Here is a 14,763-nt window from a genome sequence, read left to right as displayed (position 1 = left end):
GAGAAATTCATGGCTAAGGAAGAGCTGATCCAGTTCGAAGGACTGGTCACCGAAATCCTCCCCGACGCGCGCTACCGCGTGCAGCTCGACGCCGGGCACGAGATCGTCGCCTACACCGCCGGCAAGATGAAGAAGAACCGCATCAAGACGCTGGCGGGTGACCGCGTGACCGTGGAAATGTCGCCCTACGACCTCGAGAAGGGCCGGCTGATTTTCCGCCACAAGGACGAACGTCCGAGTGGCGTGGGCGGGCCTCCCCGTCCCGGACAGCGCGGTGGCCAGTTCCGCCGCCGTTGATCCGCTTCCGGCATCTCGGCTGCGAAAGTAAAATTCTGACCTGTATGCTGATCCGCCGTGTCGATCGCGGCGGATCAAAAAATCGTGCACGTCAGGATTGTTTTGGTGCCTTAATTCCAATAAAATCACTCATCGATTTTCGGCCGGACGACATTGGCATCCACCGGTACAGCCGGTTCAGACACGCTGACGACCCTTCCAGAAACTCGATCTAACCCGCCTGCGAAAGTAGGCTTCGACACTGCACATCTGAGAAGGAACTACCCCGTGAGCATGGGAACCGTGAAGTGGTTTAACGCGACCAAGGGCTTTGGCTTCATCCAGCCCGACGATGGCGGCCAGGACGTCTTCGTACACATCAGCGCCGTCGAGCGCGCCGGTCTCGGCACGCTGCGTGAAGGTCAGAAGGTCTCTTACGAGATCGTGGCCGACCGTCGTTCCGGCAAGTCGGCAGCGGACAACCTCCGCGCCGCCGGTTGAGCCCACGGGCCTTTGGCCCGGACGGCTCTAGCGAGCAAGCAAAAGGAAAAGGCCGTGCGCAACGCACGGCCTTTTTTTTATGTCCGAAAGAGCGGATGGACTCAGCAGATCGTACCGGCCGCATCCGCGCTGTCGTGGACGCTGGACAACGCGTCGGTCTTGCCAGTTCGTCTTGCGAGCTCGTCTTGCTAGTTCGTTTTGGCGGCCGCGCCGGCATTGCCGCTGGCGTTGTTGCTCAACGAACCGGCCTGGCTCATCGTGTTGTTGAAATAGTTGTCGCTGTCGCCGAGCGTCACGCGGCGCTGGCACAGCGGCATGCAGCTGTAGGACTCGCGCTCGACCCCGCGATAGACGGTGACGAGCCGGTCGCTCGGACCTTCGACCTGGATCTGACGGTCGACCAGGATCTCACCGCCCCGATCAAGTGCGATGAAATTGGTGGCACCATAGCCCTTCCCGGTCACGACGATCATGCCGCCGGGCTGGAGCGTGACGTCGGCGATCAGGGGATTGCCGACCACGATGGTCGCCACCTTGCCGGGCAGCCGGACCAGCTTGGCCTGGTCGACATTGACGGCGATGGTGTCGGCGGTCGCCTCGGCAAGGCTGGCGGCCGGCGATGCCAGCACCGCAGCCGCAACCAGAAGACAAACGCGCGCATGACGGCGCAGCAACTCTTTACGCATACTCTTACCCCCGGGACGTCACAAACCGGCAGAAGCGATTCGATACACAGCGGAGCCGGTGCCCGACCCGGCTAACCTGCCCTTAATTCGTGAACGTTCCGCAAACTCGCCGACTATTGTTTGAACGGACTGGCGCTTTGCTGCCTCGGAAGATCCCTTACTGGCGGAACGGATAGGCGAGCTGGCCCCCGATCTCCTTCGGCATGGTCGCTTCGTCCTTGCCGTAGTCCTGCGGCAGTTTCCCCTCCGGCATGCGGAAGGTGCCGAACAGCACGTCCCAGATCGGAAACGTCCCGGCAAAATTGGTGTCACCGCCCTCTTCGAGCGCGGTGTGGTGCCAGCGGTGGAACACCGGCGTCGCCAGCACATATTTGAACGGCCCGAAGGTCCAGTTCAGGTTGGCGTGCACGAACGCCGAATGGAAGGTAGTGAACGGACCGAGCCAGATCATGACGTTCGGGGAGATGCCGGCCATCAGCAGCACGACGTCGACGCCGATCGTCCCGAGCATGAGATTGACGGGATGGAAGCGGGCTGCGGAAATCCACCCGATCTCCTCCGACGAATGATGGATGGCGTGGTACTTCCAGAATCCGCCGTCGTGGAACAGCCGGTGCAGCCAGTACAGCATGAAGTCAGACAGCACCAGGAACAGTATGGCCTGTACCCACAGCGGCAACTGCGCCAGCGGGCCATGGCCATTGTCGTAGAAGGCGATCAGGTCGTCGGCGTCGTGGATGTTGAAGATGGCGCCGGCACCGACGATCAGGAGTCCGATCCGCATGGTGCGGGCGAACACCGGAACGAAGAACCAGTAGCAGATGTCGGTGAGGATCTCGCGCTTGCGCCACCACGGCGCGCCGGGATTGCAGGCCCAGAAATGCTCGAGCACGGTGAAGACCGCCGCGAGCACGAAGGTGACGGGGACCATCTTCTGGATGGTCTCGCCGAGCATCAAGGCGACTTGCATGGGCAGGCTCGACATCGTCGCCTCTCTTCCAAACTTCTGATCCCGCTTAGGCCTACTCCCCGAAATTTAAGGGAGGGTGAAGTCCACGGCGCGCTTGGGGCGCATTTGGAACAGGAAGAATTTCGATTGCATCCTTAAGGCCAAATTCACTCTGGGCAAAAGCATCGGGCTGGAAGCGGGTTTGCCCGATCGAATTAACTCTACCGAAAGAGCTCGGATCTCATGTTTATCGCGTCAAGCACAGCGCCGAACGAGGCGATCACACCCCAGACGGAGTTTAGTTCATGAAGAACCTGATTGCGCGTTTCGCGAAGGATGAATCCGGCGCCACCGCCATCGAATACGGCCTGATTGCCGCCGGCATCGCACTGGCCATCATCACCGTCGTCAACAACCTCGGCAGCTCGCTGAACACCAAGTTCGGCTCGATCAGCTCCTCGCTGAAGTAAGCGACCGACCAACGACGGCAAAAGCCCCGGACTTCCGGGGCCTTTGTTTTTCTGAATGCGGCGAGTTCCAGTGGCGTTGCGCGAGTACAGAACGAAAGCCGCGGTTGCGGCGAGCGAGGCGGAGGCGGCCGAGACCTCTTCGCCAGCGTACTGGGTTTGCCTTGCGCTGCTGCTCGCGACGGCCGTCCTCGCCGCGCGCATTGCCAGCATCTGGTGAGTGCGCCTCCGGCAGGTCCCTGCTCGCAGCGCCGCTGCCGCCGTTGTCGGTTTGTTTAGCACTGCCGGCTAGCATGCGGCGACACCCCGATCCCGCGATGAACCCAAGCTCAAGACGCCGCCCATGATCCTCGACCTTGCGCGCCTTCTGCTCTTCCCGGCCCTGATGGCCTTCGCCGCCGCGAGCGATCTCTTCACGATGACCATCTCGAACCGCGTGTCGCTGGCGCTGATCGCGGGCTTCTTCGTGCTCGCGTTCGCTGGTGGCATGGCACCTTACGAGATGCTGAGCCATGTCGGCGCCGGCGCACTGCTCCTCGTCGTGGCCTTCGGCTGCTTTGCGATGGGCTGGATGGGCGGCGGCGACGCCAAGGTCGCGGCTTCGGTCGCGCTCTGGTTCGGCTTCGCGCAATTGATGGATTTCCTGCTCTACGCCTCGCTGTTCGGCGGAGCGCTGACGCTGCTCCTGCTCCAGTTCCGGCAATGGCCATTGCCTTACGGGCTGGCGGGCCAGGCCTGGCTGGCGCGGCTGCACGACAAGGAGAGCGGCATTCCTTACGGCATCGCGCTCACGCTCGGCGCGCTGATGGTCTATCCGGAGACCGAATGGGTGAAGGCGATCGACCTCGCTCACCTCGCACTGCGCTGAACCCACCGGGTAAGCCGGCGTTAAGCCGATTTAGATACGCCTCATTAACCATGCTTTGACGAATAGCTGGTCAACTGCCGATTACGGCGGCGGCTGCGTCGCGGCGTTTTGTGGAAAGTGAAGCGTATGAATAGGGCACGCATTGTCGTCCTGACGGTCGCCATCTGCGCCGGCGGTGTCGCCGCGTACCTGGCGAGCGGCTCGGACTCTGCGCCGCCACCGGCGGCTCCGGTCGCACAGCTTCCGACCGTCGACGTCCTGGTCGCCAAGAACGACATCGGCCTCGGCCAGACCGTGAAGCCGGAAGACGTGCAATGGCAGACTTGGCCGGCTGCGACCGCGAGCTCCACCTTCATCCGCCGCAACGAGCGCCCCGAGGGCGCAACCCAGGTCATCGGCTCGATCGCCCGCGCGCCCTTCATCCAGGGTGAGCCGATCCGCGACCAGAAGCTGGTCAGGGCCGAAGGCTCCGGCTTCATGGCGGCGATCCTGCCGACCGGCATGCGCGCGATCTCGACCGAGATCTCGCCGGAGACCGGCGCGGGCGGCTTCATCCTGCCCAACGACCGCGTCGACGTGCTTCTGACGCGCCGCCTCAAGAACGCCGACCAGGGCGCCGGCGCCCAGGACATCGTCACGTCCGAGATCATCCTGGCCAACGTCCGCGTGCTGGCCATCGACCAGGCGCCGAAGGAAAAGGACGGCCAGAACGCCGTGGTGGGCAAGACCGTCACGCTCGAGCTCAATCCCGCGCAGACGGCGACGCTCTCCGCGGCCCGGCAGAGCGGCACGCTGTCGCTCGCGCTGCGCAGCATCGCCGACGTCAAGATGAGCGAGATCACGCTCGATGATTCCGCGAAGCGCGATGGCGTTTCGATCATTCGCTACGGCATCCCAAGCGCGACGGCGAAGGCACGATGAGGACTGTCGATATGAAATGCAGGGCAGATTTGGCGACGATGCGAACCTCAATGGTCCGCGCCCTGTCGTTTTCGGCCGCCTTCGCGCTGACGCTCAACCCGGTGCTCACCCCGGCGATCGCCGCCGACTACCGCCCCGTGGCGCAGGTCGCGGCCGACGGTCAGATGAACGCACGCTTCCTCTCGCTCGGCGTCGGCAAGTCGATCGTGATCGACCTGCCGCGCGACATCAAGGACGTGCTCGTCGCCGATCCCAAGATCGCCAATGCGGTGGTCCGCTCGTCGCAGCGCGCCTACATCATCGGCGCCTCGGTCGGCCAGACCAACATTGTGTTCTTCGATTCCGCCGGCCAGCAGATCGCGGCCTATGACATCGCGGTCAAGCGCGACCTCAACGGCCTGCGCGCAGCGCTCAAGCAGGTCCTGCCCAATTCCGACATCCAGATCGACGGCCTCGGCGACGGTGTCGTCCTGACAGGCTCGGCGGCGAACCCGCTGGAAGCGCAGCAGGCCAATGATCTCGCCGCGCGCCTCGCCGGCGGTGCCGAAAAGGTGGTGAACTCGATCGTGGTCCGCGGCCGCGACCAGGTCATGCTGAAGGTGACCGTCGCCGAAGTCGCGCGCACCATCATCAAGCAGCTTGGCATCGATCTCACGGCGAACCTGAACTACGGCACCTCGGTGGTGAGCTTCACCAACTCCAACCCCTTCACGGCTCTTGGCAAGAACCTGGTGGACGGCAACGCCCTGACCACGAAGTTCGGCGCGACGCCGTCGGTGCAGGCGACCCTGCGCGCGATGGAGAGCGCCGGCGTGATCCGGACGCTGGCCGAGCCGAACCTGACCGCGATCTCCGGTGAGTCCGCGACCTTCATCGCCGGCGGCGAATTCCCGGTACCGGCGGGCTATGCGTGCGATCCCACCACGCATGTCTGTACCACCCAGATCAGCTTCAAGAAGTTCGGTATCTCGCTCAACTTCACCCCCATCGTGCTGAGCGAGGGCAAGATCAGCCTGCGCGTGATGACCGAGGTCTCGGAACTGTCGAACGAAAATTCGATCACGCTGTCGCAGGCTGTGACCTCGAACTCGGTGAACTCGCTGACGGTGCCCTCGATCAAGACCCGCCGCGCCGAAACCTCGCTCGAAATTCCCTCCGGCGGCGCGATGGCCATGGCCGGCCTGATCCAGCAGCAGACCAAGCAGGCGGTCAGCGGGTTGCCGGGACTGATGCAGCTCCCGATCCTCGGTACGCTGTTCCGCAGCCGTGACTTCGTCAACAACGCGACCGAGCTGGTGGTGATCGTGACACCTTATGTCGTTCGCGCCGCGTCGCCAAAGGACCTGTCGCGGCCGGATGACGGCTTCGCCGCGCCTGCAGACCCGCAGGCCGAGCTGCTCGGCAATATCAACCGCATCTACGGCGTGCCCGGCCGGACCGAACCGGCCAAGAACTACCGCGGCACCTACGGCTTCATTACCGACTGAGGCGGAACGGGGATTTCACGATGATCACAGCACCACCCCAGATTCGCAAACGCGCCATCCGTTTCGGTGGCGCGCTCGTCGGCTTGGCGCTCGCCCTCGGCGGCTGCCAGCACAACGAAGCGGTCACGGCCTCCATCCCCGACGATTACAAGCAGCGCCATCCGATCGCGATCGAGGAGCAGAACCGCTCGATCGTCGTCTTCGTCGGCCACGCCCGCGGCGGATTGACCGCCGCCCAGCGCGCCGACGTGATGGGCGTCGCCTCGGCCTGGCTGCACGAAGGCACCGGCGCCATCCGCATCGACGTGCCGTCCGGTACGCCCAACGCGCGTCCGGTCGCGGACACGATGCGCGAGATCCAGGCGATGCTGGCGGGCGCGGGCGTTCCGCCGCGGGGCGTCAACATTCGCCCCTACCAGCCGGAAGACAGGCGCTTCCTGCCGCCGATCCGGCTCACCTATTCCAAGATCGCCGCGATCGCCGGTCCCTGTGGCCTGTGGCCGGACGACATCGGCCCCTCGATGAAGAACAAGAGCTGGTTCGAGAACAAGGACTATTACAATTACGGCTGCGCCTATCAGCGCAACATGGCGGCGATGATCGACAATCCGTCGGACCTCGAGCAGCCGCGGCCTGAAACGCCGTCCTATACGGCGCGTCGCACCACGGCCTTCGAGAAGTATCGCAAGGGAACGACGACGGCGACCACCTATCCTGAGGCCGAAAAGGCCAAACTCAGCGACACCGGCAAATGATCAGCTACGCTCGCCAGACTCAACAAGAGCAGTCCGAGGCGCCGACGCCGGTCGAGGAGCATATTGCTCCCTCACCGCGCGTGTCGGTCCAGGCTTTCTGCGAGACCGTCGAGACCGCTGCCGCGGTGCAGTCGGCCGGCGAAGACCGTCGTCTCGGCAAGGCCCATCTGAAGATCCAGATGGGCGGCATGGCGGCCGCGATCGAAGCCTACCGCTCGGCGCCGACGCCGAACGTGATCGTGCTCGAGAGCGACGGCCGCAACGATCTTCTGACCGGCCTCGACCATCTCGCCACGGTCTGCGACGCCGGCACCCGCGTGGTCGTGATCGGCCGCATCAACGACGTCACGCTCTACCGCGAGCTGGTGCGCCGCGGCGTCAGCGACTACGTGCTCGCGCCGGTCGGCGCGATCGACGTCGTGCGCTCGATCTGCAACCTGTTCTCGGCGCCCGAAGCCAAGGCGGTCGGCCGCATCATTGCCGTGGTCGGCGCCAAGGGCGGCGTCGGCGCGTCCACCATCTCCCACAACGTCGCGTGGGCGATCGCGCGCGACCTCGCAATGGACTCGGTCGTCGCCGATCTCGACCTCGCCTTCGGCACCGCCGGGCTCGACTACAACCAGGACCCGCCGCAAGGTATTGCGGATGCCGTGTTCTCGCCGGATCGCGTCGACACCGCCTTCATCGACCGCCTGCTGTCGAAATGCACCGACCATCTCAGCCTGCTGGCGGCGCCGGCGACGCTCGACCGGGTCTATGATTTCGGCACCGACGCCTTCGATGCCGTGTTCGACACGCTGCGCTCCACCATGCCGTGCATCGTGCTCGACGTTCCGCATCAATGGTCGGGCTGGACCAAGCGCGCCCTGATCGGGGCGGACGACATCCTGATTGTGGCAGCGCCTGATCTCGCCAATCTGCGCAACACCAAGAACCTGTTCGATCTGCTGAAGGCCTCGCGGCCCAACGATCGGCCTCCGCTCTACTGCCTGAACCAGGTCGGCGTCCCGAAACGGCCCGAAATTGCCGCCGCCGAGTTCGCCAAGGCGATCGAGAGCCAGCCGGTCGTCTCGATCCCGTTCGAACCGCAGATCTTCGGCTCGGCCGCCAACAACGGCCAGATGATCGCGGAGATCTCCGCCAACCACAAGTCGATCGAAATGTTCCTTCAAATCGCCCAGCGCCTGACCGGCCGCAGCGAGACGAAGAAGCAAAAGTCTTCCTTGCTTTCACCCCTGATTGACAAGTTGCGGGGAAAATAAGCCGCCGCATGGAGTTGTTAAGTGTTCGGTAAGCGTAGCGGAACAGACACCGATACTCGGGCTCCCAAGCCCGGCGCCGTGTCGCCAGAGCCTGCCCAGGCTCCGGCGCCCGCGGTGTCGCGCGCGCCGCCCCCGCCGGCCGTCGCCTCGCCGCCGCTTGCCCCCGCGCGGCCGGCGCCGGCCATGGAATCCCGCCGCTCGGACAATTACTACGAGGTCAAGGCAACGATCTTCGGTGCGCTGATCGAGGCCATCGACCTCGCCCAGCTCGCCAAGCTCGACTCCGAGTCCGCGCGCGAGGAAATCCGCGACATCGTCAACGAGATCATCGCGATCAAGAACATCGTGATGTCGATCGCCGAGCAGGAAGAGCTGCTCGACGATATCTGCAACGACGTTCTCGGCTACGGCCCGCTGGAGCCTCTGCTGTCGCGCGACGACATCGCCGACATCATGGTCAACGGCGCCGACACCGTCTACATCGAGGTCGCCGGCAAGATCCAGCGCACCGGTATCCGCTTCCGCGACAACCAGCAGCTCCTCAACATCTGCCAGCGCATCGTCAGCCAGGTCGGCCGGCGCGTCGACGAATCCTCGCCGATCTGCGACGCGCGCCTCGCCGACGGCTCCCGCGTCAACGCCATCGTGCCGCCGCTGTCGATCGACGGGCCCACGCTCACCATTCGAAAATTCAGGAAGGACAAGCTGACGCTGGATCAGCTGGTCAGGTTCGGCGCGATCTCGCCGGAGGGCGCGGAAATCCTCCAGATCATCGGCCGCGTCCGCTGCAACGTGCTGATCTCCGGCGGCACCGGCTCCGGCAAGACCACGCTGCTCAACTGCCTGACCAACTACATCGAGCACGACGAGCGCATCATCACCTGCGAGGACGCGGCCGAGCTCCAGCTCCAGCAGCCGCACGTGGTGCGACTCGAAACCCGTCCGCCCAACATCGAGGGCGAAGGCCAGGTCACCATGCGCGAATTGGTGCGCAACTGCCTGCGTATGCGCCCCGAACGCATCATCGTCGGCGAAGTCCGCGGACCCGAGGCGTTCGACCTGCTCCAGGCCATGAACACCGGTCATGACGGCTCGATGGGCACGCTCCACGCCAACAATCCGCGCGAAGCACTGTCGCGCTGCGAATCCATGATCACGATGGGCGGCTTCTCACTGCCCTCGCGCACCATCCGCGAGATGATCTGCGCTTCGATCGACGTCATCGTCCAGGCCGCGCGCCTGCGCGACGGCTCGCGCCGCATCACGCACATCACCGAGGTGATGGGCATGGAAGGCGACACCATCATCACCCAGGACATCTTCCTCTACGACATGGTCGGCGAGGACGCCAACGGCAAGATCATCGGCCGGCACCGCTCGACCGGCATCGGCCGCCCGAAATTCTGGGAGCGTGCGCGCTATTACGGCGACGAGAAGCGCCTTGCCGCCGCGCTCGATGCGGCGGAAGTCGCGCCGAAGACATGAGCAGATCGGCGCAGCCATGAACATGCAGGTCCTTGCCCTCGCCTTCCTAGCCACCGCCGCCGTCGGCGGCATCGCCTGGGTGTTCCTTTATCCGCTCCTGTCCGGAGAACGGAAGGCGGAAAACCGCCGTGCCTCGATCGCGCGCGCCGATGCGCCCGCGGCCAAGCAGACCGAAAAGAGCCAGCGGTCGCGCCGCGAGCAGGTCGAGACGTCGCTCAAGGATCTCGAGGCGCGGCGCCAGCAGGAGAAGAGCGTTCCGCTCGGTGTTCGCCTGTCGCAGGCAGGGCTCGACTGGACGCCACAGAAATTCTGGATCGTGTCCGCCGTCGTGGCGGGAGTGCTGTTCGCGGCCGCCATGTTCGTTGGCGGCGGCCTGCTTGGCGCCGCGGGCCTTGCCTTCGCCGGCGGCTTCGGCCTGCCGCGCTGGGCGCTGGGCTTCCTGAAGAAGCGACGCGAAAACAAATTCCTGGCGGCGCTGCCCGATGCGGTCGACGTGATCGTTCGCGGCATCAAGGCGGGCCTGCCACTGTTCGAATCGATCAAGGTCGTCGCCGCCGACTCGCCTGAGCCGCTGCGCAGCGAGTTCCTGGCCATCATCGAGACCCAGGCGATCGGCATGCCGCTCGGCGAGGCCTGCTCGCGTCTGTACGAGCGCATGCCGCTGCCGGAAGCCAACTTCTTCGGCATCGTCATCTCGATCCAGCAAAAATCCGGCGGCAACCTCTCCGAAGCGCTCGGCAACCTCTCCAAGGTGCTGCGCGACCGCAAGAAGATGAAGGAAAAGATCCAGGCGATGTCGATGGAGGCCAAGGCCTCGGCCGGCATCATCGGCTCGCTGCCGCCGATCGTGATGTTCCTCGTCTATCTCACGACTCCGCACTACATCTCGCTGCTTTGGACCCATCCGACCGGCCAGCTCATGCTGGTCGGCTGCGTCGTCTGGATGTCGATTGGCATCATGGTGATGAAGAAGATGATCAATTTCGATTTCTAACGGTGCCGTATGGTCGAATTCCTCGTTTCGAAACTGCATGATGTCCGCTTCATGACCATGCTGCTGGCGGCCATCGCCGCCAGCGCCACCGTCTATACGCTGGTGATGCCGCTTTTCGCCGGCGAAGGCCTCGCCAAGCGCATGAAGGCGGTGGCGAGTGAGCGCGAGCGCATCCGCCAGCGCGAGCGCGAGCGCCTCAACAAGAGCGAGAAGGTCTCGCTGCGCCAAACGCCGAAGCAGGTCGTCTCCCGGGTCGTCGAGGACTTCAACCTCACCAAATGGCTCGCGCAGGAAGCCGCGCGCGACAAGCTCATCATGGCGGGCTATCGCGGCCAGGCGCCCTACATCACCTTCCTCTTCGCCCGCATGGTGGCTCCGCTCGTGCTGTTCGTCGGCTCGATCATCTACGTGTTCCTGATCGCGCATATGCAGCAGTCGATGCCGATCAAGATCGGCATCTGCATCGGCGCGGCCTATCTCGGCCTTCAGGCGCCCATGCTGTTCCTCAAGAATGCGATCTCCAAGCGCCAGCTATCGATCAAGCGCGCCTTCCCCGATGCGCTCGACCTGCTCCTGATCTGTATCGAATCCGGCATGTCGGTCGAAATGGCGTTCCGGAAGGTCGCTACCGAAATCGTTGGCCAGTCGATCGCGCTGTCCGAGGAGTTCACCCTGACCACGGCCGAGCTGTCCTATTTGCAGGATCGCAAGGTCGCCTATGAGAACCTGGCGCGGCGCACCGGGCTCGAGGGCGTCAAGTCGGTGTGTCTCGCGCTTCAGCAGGCGGAGCGCTACGGCACCCCGCTCGGGCATTCCTTGCGCGTCATGGCGCAGGAAAACCGCGACATGCGCATGAACGAGGCCGAGAAGAAGGCCGCCGCGCTGCCGCCGAAGTTGACGGTGCCGATGATCCTGTTCTTCCTGCCGGTGCTGTTCGTCGTCATTCTCGGACCGACCGGCATCAAGATCAGCGAGCTGCACTGACGTCGAGACGCGGACCGCGCGCGGTCCGCCGGCAGCTTCAGGATTGCAAGATCAGGTTCTGATCAATCGGGCTGGCTGAGCGAGGCGACCGGCGTCCGCTTCGGTGCGCCGCGCGGAGCGTCGCTGCGGCTCAGCATTTCCTTGAGGTAAGCGACATTGGCCGCGGCCTGGTCGGGCGGCAGGTCGGCCTTCACGATCGTCTCGGCTTCGGCGAAACGGCCCTGGAGACCGATGACGAGGCCGAGATTCTGCCGCACCCGGGTACTGGCGCGCGGCGAGGCGTAGGCCTGCCGCAACGCCTCTTCGGCCTTCGGCAGGTCCTTCGACAACATGTAGGACAGGCCGAGATTGGAGAGCACGCCGGGATCGCCTGGTGCGATCCTCAGCGCGCTCGCATAATAGGAACGCGCCTCGTCGTGGCGGCCCATCTGATCGAGCGCGGTGCCCTGCACCGAGAGCAGGCGCCAGTCCGGATTGTCGGGCGAGTGCGCCTTCGACAGCACATCGAAGGCTTGCTGAAAATTGCCGTTGTCGGCGAGCGCGCGGCCATACTGCGCGAGCAGCGCCTTGTTGCCGGGATTGGCGATGGTCGCCTGCTCGAGCACGGCGGCGGCCTGGGCGCGCTGGCCGTTGGCGCGCAAGGCCTGGCCGTAGCCGAGCGCCGCGTCGGCGTCCTTGGGATTGGCACGGTAGCGCTCGCCATAGACGTCGACGGCGCGCGCGGGATCGGCGGGGGCGGCTTCCGTCCGCGGCCCGACAGAGCCTGTGACGTCGGAGAGTTTCGACATGGCCGTGCAGCCGCCGAGGCCCATGGCCACTGCCGCCACCAGCGAAGTGGACGCGAGAAGCCGGGCAAGACTGAACCGTTGACGCATGACGCTTTTGACTCACGAGCCGATTGATCGAGCCGAACGCGCCAGCAATAGACTGTTAACCCTAACGGCCGGTTAACGTCAGCCTGGCTGCCCCTCACGGCGGTGTCTGCGGCGGCGGCTCGCCACCGAGGGCCAGCTCGAGACCGAGCACCCTCACCGGCTCGTTCAGGTCGTGCAGCAGCAATTGCAGCCGCCGCGCCTGGGCAACATCGACGCCCGCGCTCGGCATCCCGGGCCATTCGCGCCGGAAGTCGTCGCGGTTGACCAGCCGCTTCGCAAGCAGCTCGTCGAGCTGAACATCGTCAATGCCGAGCACATCGGCGCAGTGCTCGATCAGGCGGCGCAGCAGCAACTTCACCGCGGCCAGCGCCCCGGCGTCATCCCTGCGCTCCGATCTCGCGAACTTGCCCTCGATATCGGCCCAGGCCCATGAGGTCACGAGATAGGCGTGGAGCGCGCTCGGCCAGTCCACCTCGCTGTCGGCATAGAAAGCGCGGCGCATCAGGAGCCGGCGAGCCTGTGCGGCGACTTGATCACGCTTCAGCATCGCACATGAGGCGATCTCGATGGCCGACTGGACGGCGGGATCACGCGAAAAATCCCGTCCTGCCGGCAACCTGATGACGCCGTCCGGCAGGTTCGAGTCGAGCAGCCCGAAGGTGCCGTCGTTGCGCGGCCGCGAATAGCGCGTGATCGCGAACTGGTGCTCCGTGCGGCCGGCCTGGGACGATGCGCCAAAATGAATGATGTTGAAGCCGGCATCGTCACCGGCCTGCCCGGTCGAGGACGGACAGGAGAGCACGTAGATCGTACGCCAGAAGGCTTCGCCGCTTTCGCTCCGCGTGGCACGCGGATCCGGAATCGAATAGCGGGTGAGCCCCTCGACATGCCGGTGTCCGTGCAGGACCAGATTGACGTTGAGCGACGTCGCCGCTTCGAGGAACGTTGCGGGCGCCGCGAGATACATCAGCGGTTCGTCGGGGACGCCGAGAAACCGCTTTCCTTCGCCGGTCGCCTGCGGCAGCGGATGATGATGCAACGCCAGTACGCGCACCAGGTTTTCCGCCGGCTCGGCATAGTCGGCGCGCCCCACGGATCCCATGCTGCCCGCGAGCTCGACGCTCAGCCGGGCGGAATCCGCGACAAGCGCGCTGTAGGCGCTCTCGTCGACATGGCCGCTCGCGAGCGTCGAGAGGCTCGCGCGGTTGGAGTCCAGCAGCACCAGATCGAGGCCGGCCTGGCGGTAATAGACGCTCTTCGAGCTCCGCGGCAGATGCAAATAATCATAGACGTCGTGGCGGCCCGCGCGCTGGCTCGGGCGCTTGACGTCGTGATTGCCCGCGACCGCCTGGATGTCGGTGAACAGTCCGGTCTGCCGGAAGGACGCGATGACGGCGAGCGCTTCGTCCAGCGCGCGCGGCGTCGGGTCGTCCACGAGATCACCCGTGATCAGCAGAATGCGATCGGGAACGTCCGCGAAGTCCGCCATCGCCTGGCGGATTGCGGCACCGAGCGCCTCGGTCGTCGCCAGCAGCCGGCCTGACCCGTCCAGATGCAGGTCGGAAATCTGCGCAATAACGAACGCTCTATCCATTTTGCGCCGCTCATTTGCGAATGCTGCGCCGCCCAAACGATGAGAAGAATGCTTTCGACGAACAGGTTTGGCCGGATATCAAGCCGGCCCGCCGCGTTGTTGCGCTCGGCAGAACCGCACGGCACAATCTAAAATATCCATCAATAATGCCACAACCGCGGCGCTAGTAAAGCCCCGCGGCCGCGCGCTCGTGAACGGCAGTTCTCAGCATGGGTACGAGATCCGCCCGGCGATGGTTTCGCTCACCCGATCAATATTCGATGGCAAGCCGCTTGCGGATTTCGTCGATGCGCTTGTCGAGCGCATCGAACCGCGCGTGGACGGAGCGGTCGTGGAGATAGAAGACGTAACCGCCGGCAAGGAATGCGAAGATCCAGTGATGATGCTCGACATAACCAAAAATCGCCTCGACGACCTGGCCGATGAATGTGACCACGCTCCACACAAATTCCATTGCAGTTTCCTCCCGGCAGGCCTCGTCTTCGGCCGCCGGTCATCTCCTGCACACTTTCCCAGTCGATCCGGCGGCCGTTGCCGGAACCTAGCATGGGCCCCTTGCGGCGAGTAGCGGGTCGCTGAACGGTGACAGCAAAGCCGATTGCAGCCGCGGCGAAACTCTGCGAAGTCTCGTCCGTTCGCATGACCTGCTTGATCTGACG

At 64.6% G+C, this 14,763-nt stretch carries 16 protein-coding genes; 11 read left to right on the top strand and 5 right to left on the bottom strand.

Annotated features, from left to right (window positions below):
- The first annotated feature begins 9 nt into the window (after positions 1-9).
- Positions 10-297 (top strand): translation initiation factor IF-1, encoded by a 288-nt coding sequence (gene infA, locus AB7Z56_RS05670; RefSeq protein WP_008131890.1) that lies wholly within the window; start codon positions 10-12, stop codon positions 295-297.
- A gap of 267 nt (positions 298-564) precedes the next feature.
- A complete protein-coding gene (locus AB7Z56_RS05665; protein ID WP_028148374.1) occupies positions 565-777 on the top strand; it encodes a cold-shock protein in 213 nt (70 codons plus the stop codon).
- A gap of 188 nt (positions 778-965) precedes the next feature.
- Here the strand turns inward: AB7Z56_RS05665 and AB7Z56_RS05660 are convergent, their stop codons facing one another.
- Both AB7Z56_RS05660 and AB7Z56_RS05655 read right to left on the bottom strand, forming a co-directional pair.
- The gene (locus AB7Z56_RS05660) at positions 966-1,463 is read right to left on the bottom strand and encodes a pilus assembly protein N-terminal domain-containing protein (protein ID WP_063980973.1); all 498 of its coding nucleotides are present in this window, start codon (positions 1,461-1,463) and stop codon (positions 966-968) included.
- Positions 1,464-1,620: 157 nt separating this feature from the next.
- Positions 1,621-2,448, bottom strand: coding sequence for a sterol desaturase family protein (locus AB7Z56_RS05655; protein ID WP_063980972.1), 828 nt, complete (start codon positions 2,446-2,448; stop codon positions 1,621-1,623).
- A 269-nt stretch (positions 2,449-2,717) separates the two neighbouring features.
- Here AB7Z56_RS05655 and AB7Z56_RS05650 point away from each other — a divergent pair, with 269 nt between their 5' ends.
- The 9 genes from AB7Z56_RS05650 to AB7Z56_RS05610 all read left to right on the top strand — a co-directional run bounded on the left by AB7Z56_RS05650 (position 2,718) and on the right by AB7Z56_RS05610 (position 11,635).
- Positions 2,718-2,882, top strand: a complete 165-nt coding sequence (locus tag AB7Z56_RS05650) for a Flp family type IVb pilin (protein WP_014498224.1) — start codon at positions 2,718-2,720, stop codon at positions 2,880-2,882.
- Positions 2,883-3,222: 340 nt separating this feature from the next.
- Positions 3,223-3,747 carry an A24 family peptidase gene (locus AB7Z56_RS05645; protein ID WP_014498226.1) on the top strand — a complete coding sequence of 175 codons (525 nt, stop codon included), beginning with the start codon at positions 3,223-3,225 and terminating at the stop codon, positions 3,745-3,747.
- A 126-nt stretch (positions 3,748-3,873) separates the two neighbouring features.
- A complete protein-coding gene (cpaB, locus tag AB7Z56_RS05640) occupies positions 3,874-4,668 on the top strand; it encodes a Flp pilus assembly protein CpaB (protein ID WP_063980971.1) in 795 nt (264 codons plus the stop codon).
- Between the two features lie 11 nt (positions 4,669-4,679).
- Entirely contained in the window at positions 4,680-6,155 is a 1,476-nt protein-coding gene (locus AB7Z56_RS05635) for a type II and III secretion system protein family protein (protein WP_063986077.1), read from the top strand.
- Between the two features lie 20 nt (positions 6,156-6,175).
- The gene (locus AB7Z56_RS05630; protein WP_063980970.1) at positions 6,176-6,910 is read left to right on the top strand and encodes a CpaD family pilus assembly protein; all 735 of its coding nucleotides are present in this window, start codon (positions 6,176-6,178) and stop codon (positions 6,908-6,910) included.
- Entirely contained in the window at positions 6,907-8,172 is a 1,266-nt protein-coding gene (locus tag AB7Z56_RS05625) for an AAA family ATPase (protein ID WP_063980969.1), read from the top strand. The genes AB7Z56_RS05630 and AB7Z56_RS05625 overlap by 4 nt, the downstream gene beginning before the upstream one ends.
- A gap of 21 nt (positions 8,173-8,193) precedes the next feature.
- Complete coding sequence (locus AB7Z56_RS05620; RefSeq protein ID WP_071916702.1) at positions 8,194-9,657, top strand: CpaF family protein; 1,464 nt, start codon at positions 8,194-8,196, stop codon at positions 9,655-9,657.
- A 16-nt stretch (positions 9,658-9,673) separates the two neighbouring features.
- A complete protein-coding gene (locus AB7Z56_RS05615) occupies positions 9,674-10,651 on the top strand; it encodes a type II secretion system F family protein (protein WP_063980967.1) in 978 nt (325 codons plus the stop codon).
- 9 nt (positions 10,652-10,660) lie between these two features.
- Positions 10,661-11,635 carry a type II secretion system F family protein gene (locus AB7Z56_RS05610; RefSeq protein ID WP_063980966.1) on the top strand — a complete coding sequence of 325 codons (975 nt, stop codon included), beginning with the start codon at positions 10,661-10,663 and terminating at the stop codon, positions 11,633-11,635.
- Positions 11,636-11,697: 62 nt separating this feature from the next.
- On the opposite strand, the gene AB7Z56_RS05605 is transcribed toward AB7Z56_RS05610, so the two are convergent.
- The 3 genes from AB7Z56_RS05605 to AB7Z56_RS05595 form a co-directional block, all read right to left on the bottom strand.
- Positions 11,698-12,510, bottom strand: a complete 813-nt coding sequence (locus tag AB7Z56_RS05605; protein WP_063980965.1) for a tetratricopeptide repeat protein — start codon at positions 12,508-12,510, stop codon at positions 11,698-11,700.
- A 94-nt stretch (positions 12,511-12,604) separates the two neighbouring features.
- The gene (locus AB7Z56_RS05600; protein ID WP_063986076.1) at positions 12,605-14,104 is read right to left on the bottom strand and encodes a metallophosphoesterase family protein; all 1,500 of its coding nucleotides are present in this window, start codon (positions 14,102-14,104) and stop codon (positions 12,605-12,607) included.
- Between the two features lie 250 nt (positions 14,105-14,354).
- Positions 14,355-14,558 (bottom strand): hypothetical protein, encoded by a 204-nt coding sequence (locus AB7Z56_RS05595; RefSeq protein ID WP_063980964.1) that lies wholly within the window; start codon positions 14,556-14,558, stop codon positions 14,355-14,357.
- Positions 14,559-14,763: the final 205 nt, after the last annotated feature.

Origin of the sequence: Bradyrhizobium sp. 482_C4_N1_8 (genome assembly GCF_052075965.1) — a bacterium.
Lineage (GTDB): Bacteria > Pseudomonadota > Alphaproteobacteria > Rhizobiales > Xanthobacteraceae > Bradyrhizobium > Bradyrhizobium barranii.
Note: the sequence above shows the minus strand (reverse complement) of the source record. Positions and strands in the feature narration are given on the sequence as shown.

What these genes read in the sequence shown, in the direction of transcription:
- infA (WP_008131890.1), top strand. Translation starts at nt 10, where the DNA reads ATGGCTAAGGAAGAGCTGATCCAGTTCGAAGGACTGGTCACCGAAATC.
- AB7Z56_RS05660 (WP_063980973.1), bottom strand. Translation starts at nt 1,463, where the DNA reads ATGCGTAAAGAGTTGCTGCGCCGTCATGCGCGCGTTTGTCTTCTGGTT.
- AB7Z56_RS05655 (WP_063980972.1), bottom strand. Translation starts at nt 2,448, where the DNA reads ATGTCGAGCCTGCCCATGCAAGTCGCCTTGATGCTCGGCGAGACCATC.
- AB7Z56_RS05650 (WP_014498224.1), top strand. Translation starts at nt 2,718, where the DNA reads ATGAAGAACCTGATTGCGCGTTTCGCGAAGGATGAATCCGGCGCCACC.
- AB7Z56_RS05645 (WP_014498226.1), top strand. Translation starts at nt 3,223, where the DNA reads ATGATCCTCGACCTTGCGCGCCTTCTGCTCTTCCCGGCCCTGATGGCC.
- cpaB (WP_063980971.1), top strand. Translation starts at nt 3,874, where the DNA reads ATGAATAGGGCACGCATTGTCGTCCTGACGGTCGCCATCTGCGCCGGC.
- AB7Z56_RS05635 (WP_063986077.1), top strand. Translation starts at nt 4,680, where the DNA reads ATGAAATGCAGGGCAGATTTGGCGACGATGCGAACCTCAATGGTCCGC.
- AB7Z56_RS05630 (WP_063980970.1), top strand. Translation starts at nt 6,176, where the DNA reads ATGATCACAGCACCACCCCAGATTCGCAAACGCGCCATCCGTTTCGGT.
- AB7Z56_RS05625 (WP_063980969.1), top strand. Translation starts at nt 6,907, where the DNA reads ATGATCAGCTACGCTCGCCAGACTCAACAAGAGCAGTCCGAGGCGCCG.
- AB7Z56_RS05615 (WP_063980967.1), top strand. Translation starts at nt 9,674, where the DNA reads ATGAACATGCAGGTCCTTGCCCTCGCCTTCCTAGCCACCGCCGCCGTC.
- AB7Z56_RS05610 (WP_063980966.1), top strand. Translation starts at nt 10,661, where the DNA reads ATGGTCGAATTCCTCGTTTCGAAACTGCATGATGTCCGCTTCATGACC.
- AB7Z56_RS05605 (WP_063980965.1), bottom strand. Translation starts at nt 12,510, where the DNA reads ATGCGTCAACGGTTCAGTCTTGCCCGGCTTCTCGCGTCCACTTCGCTG.
- AB7Z56_RS05600 (WP_063986076.1), bottom strand. Translation starts at nt 14,104, where the DNA reads ATGGATAGAGCGTTCGTTATTGCGCAGATTTCCGACCTGCATCTGGAC.
- AB7Z56_RS05595 (WP_063980964.1), bottom strand. Translation starts at nt 14,558, where the DNA reads ATGGAATTTGTGTGGAGCGTGGTCACATTCATCGGCCAGGTCGTCGAG.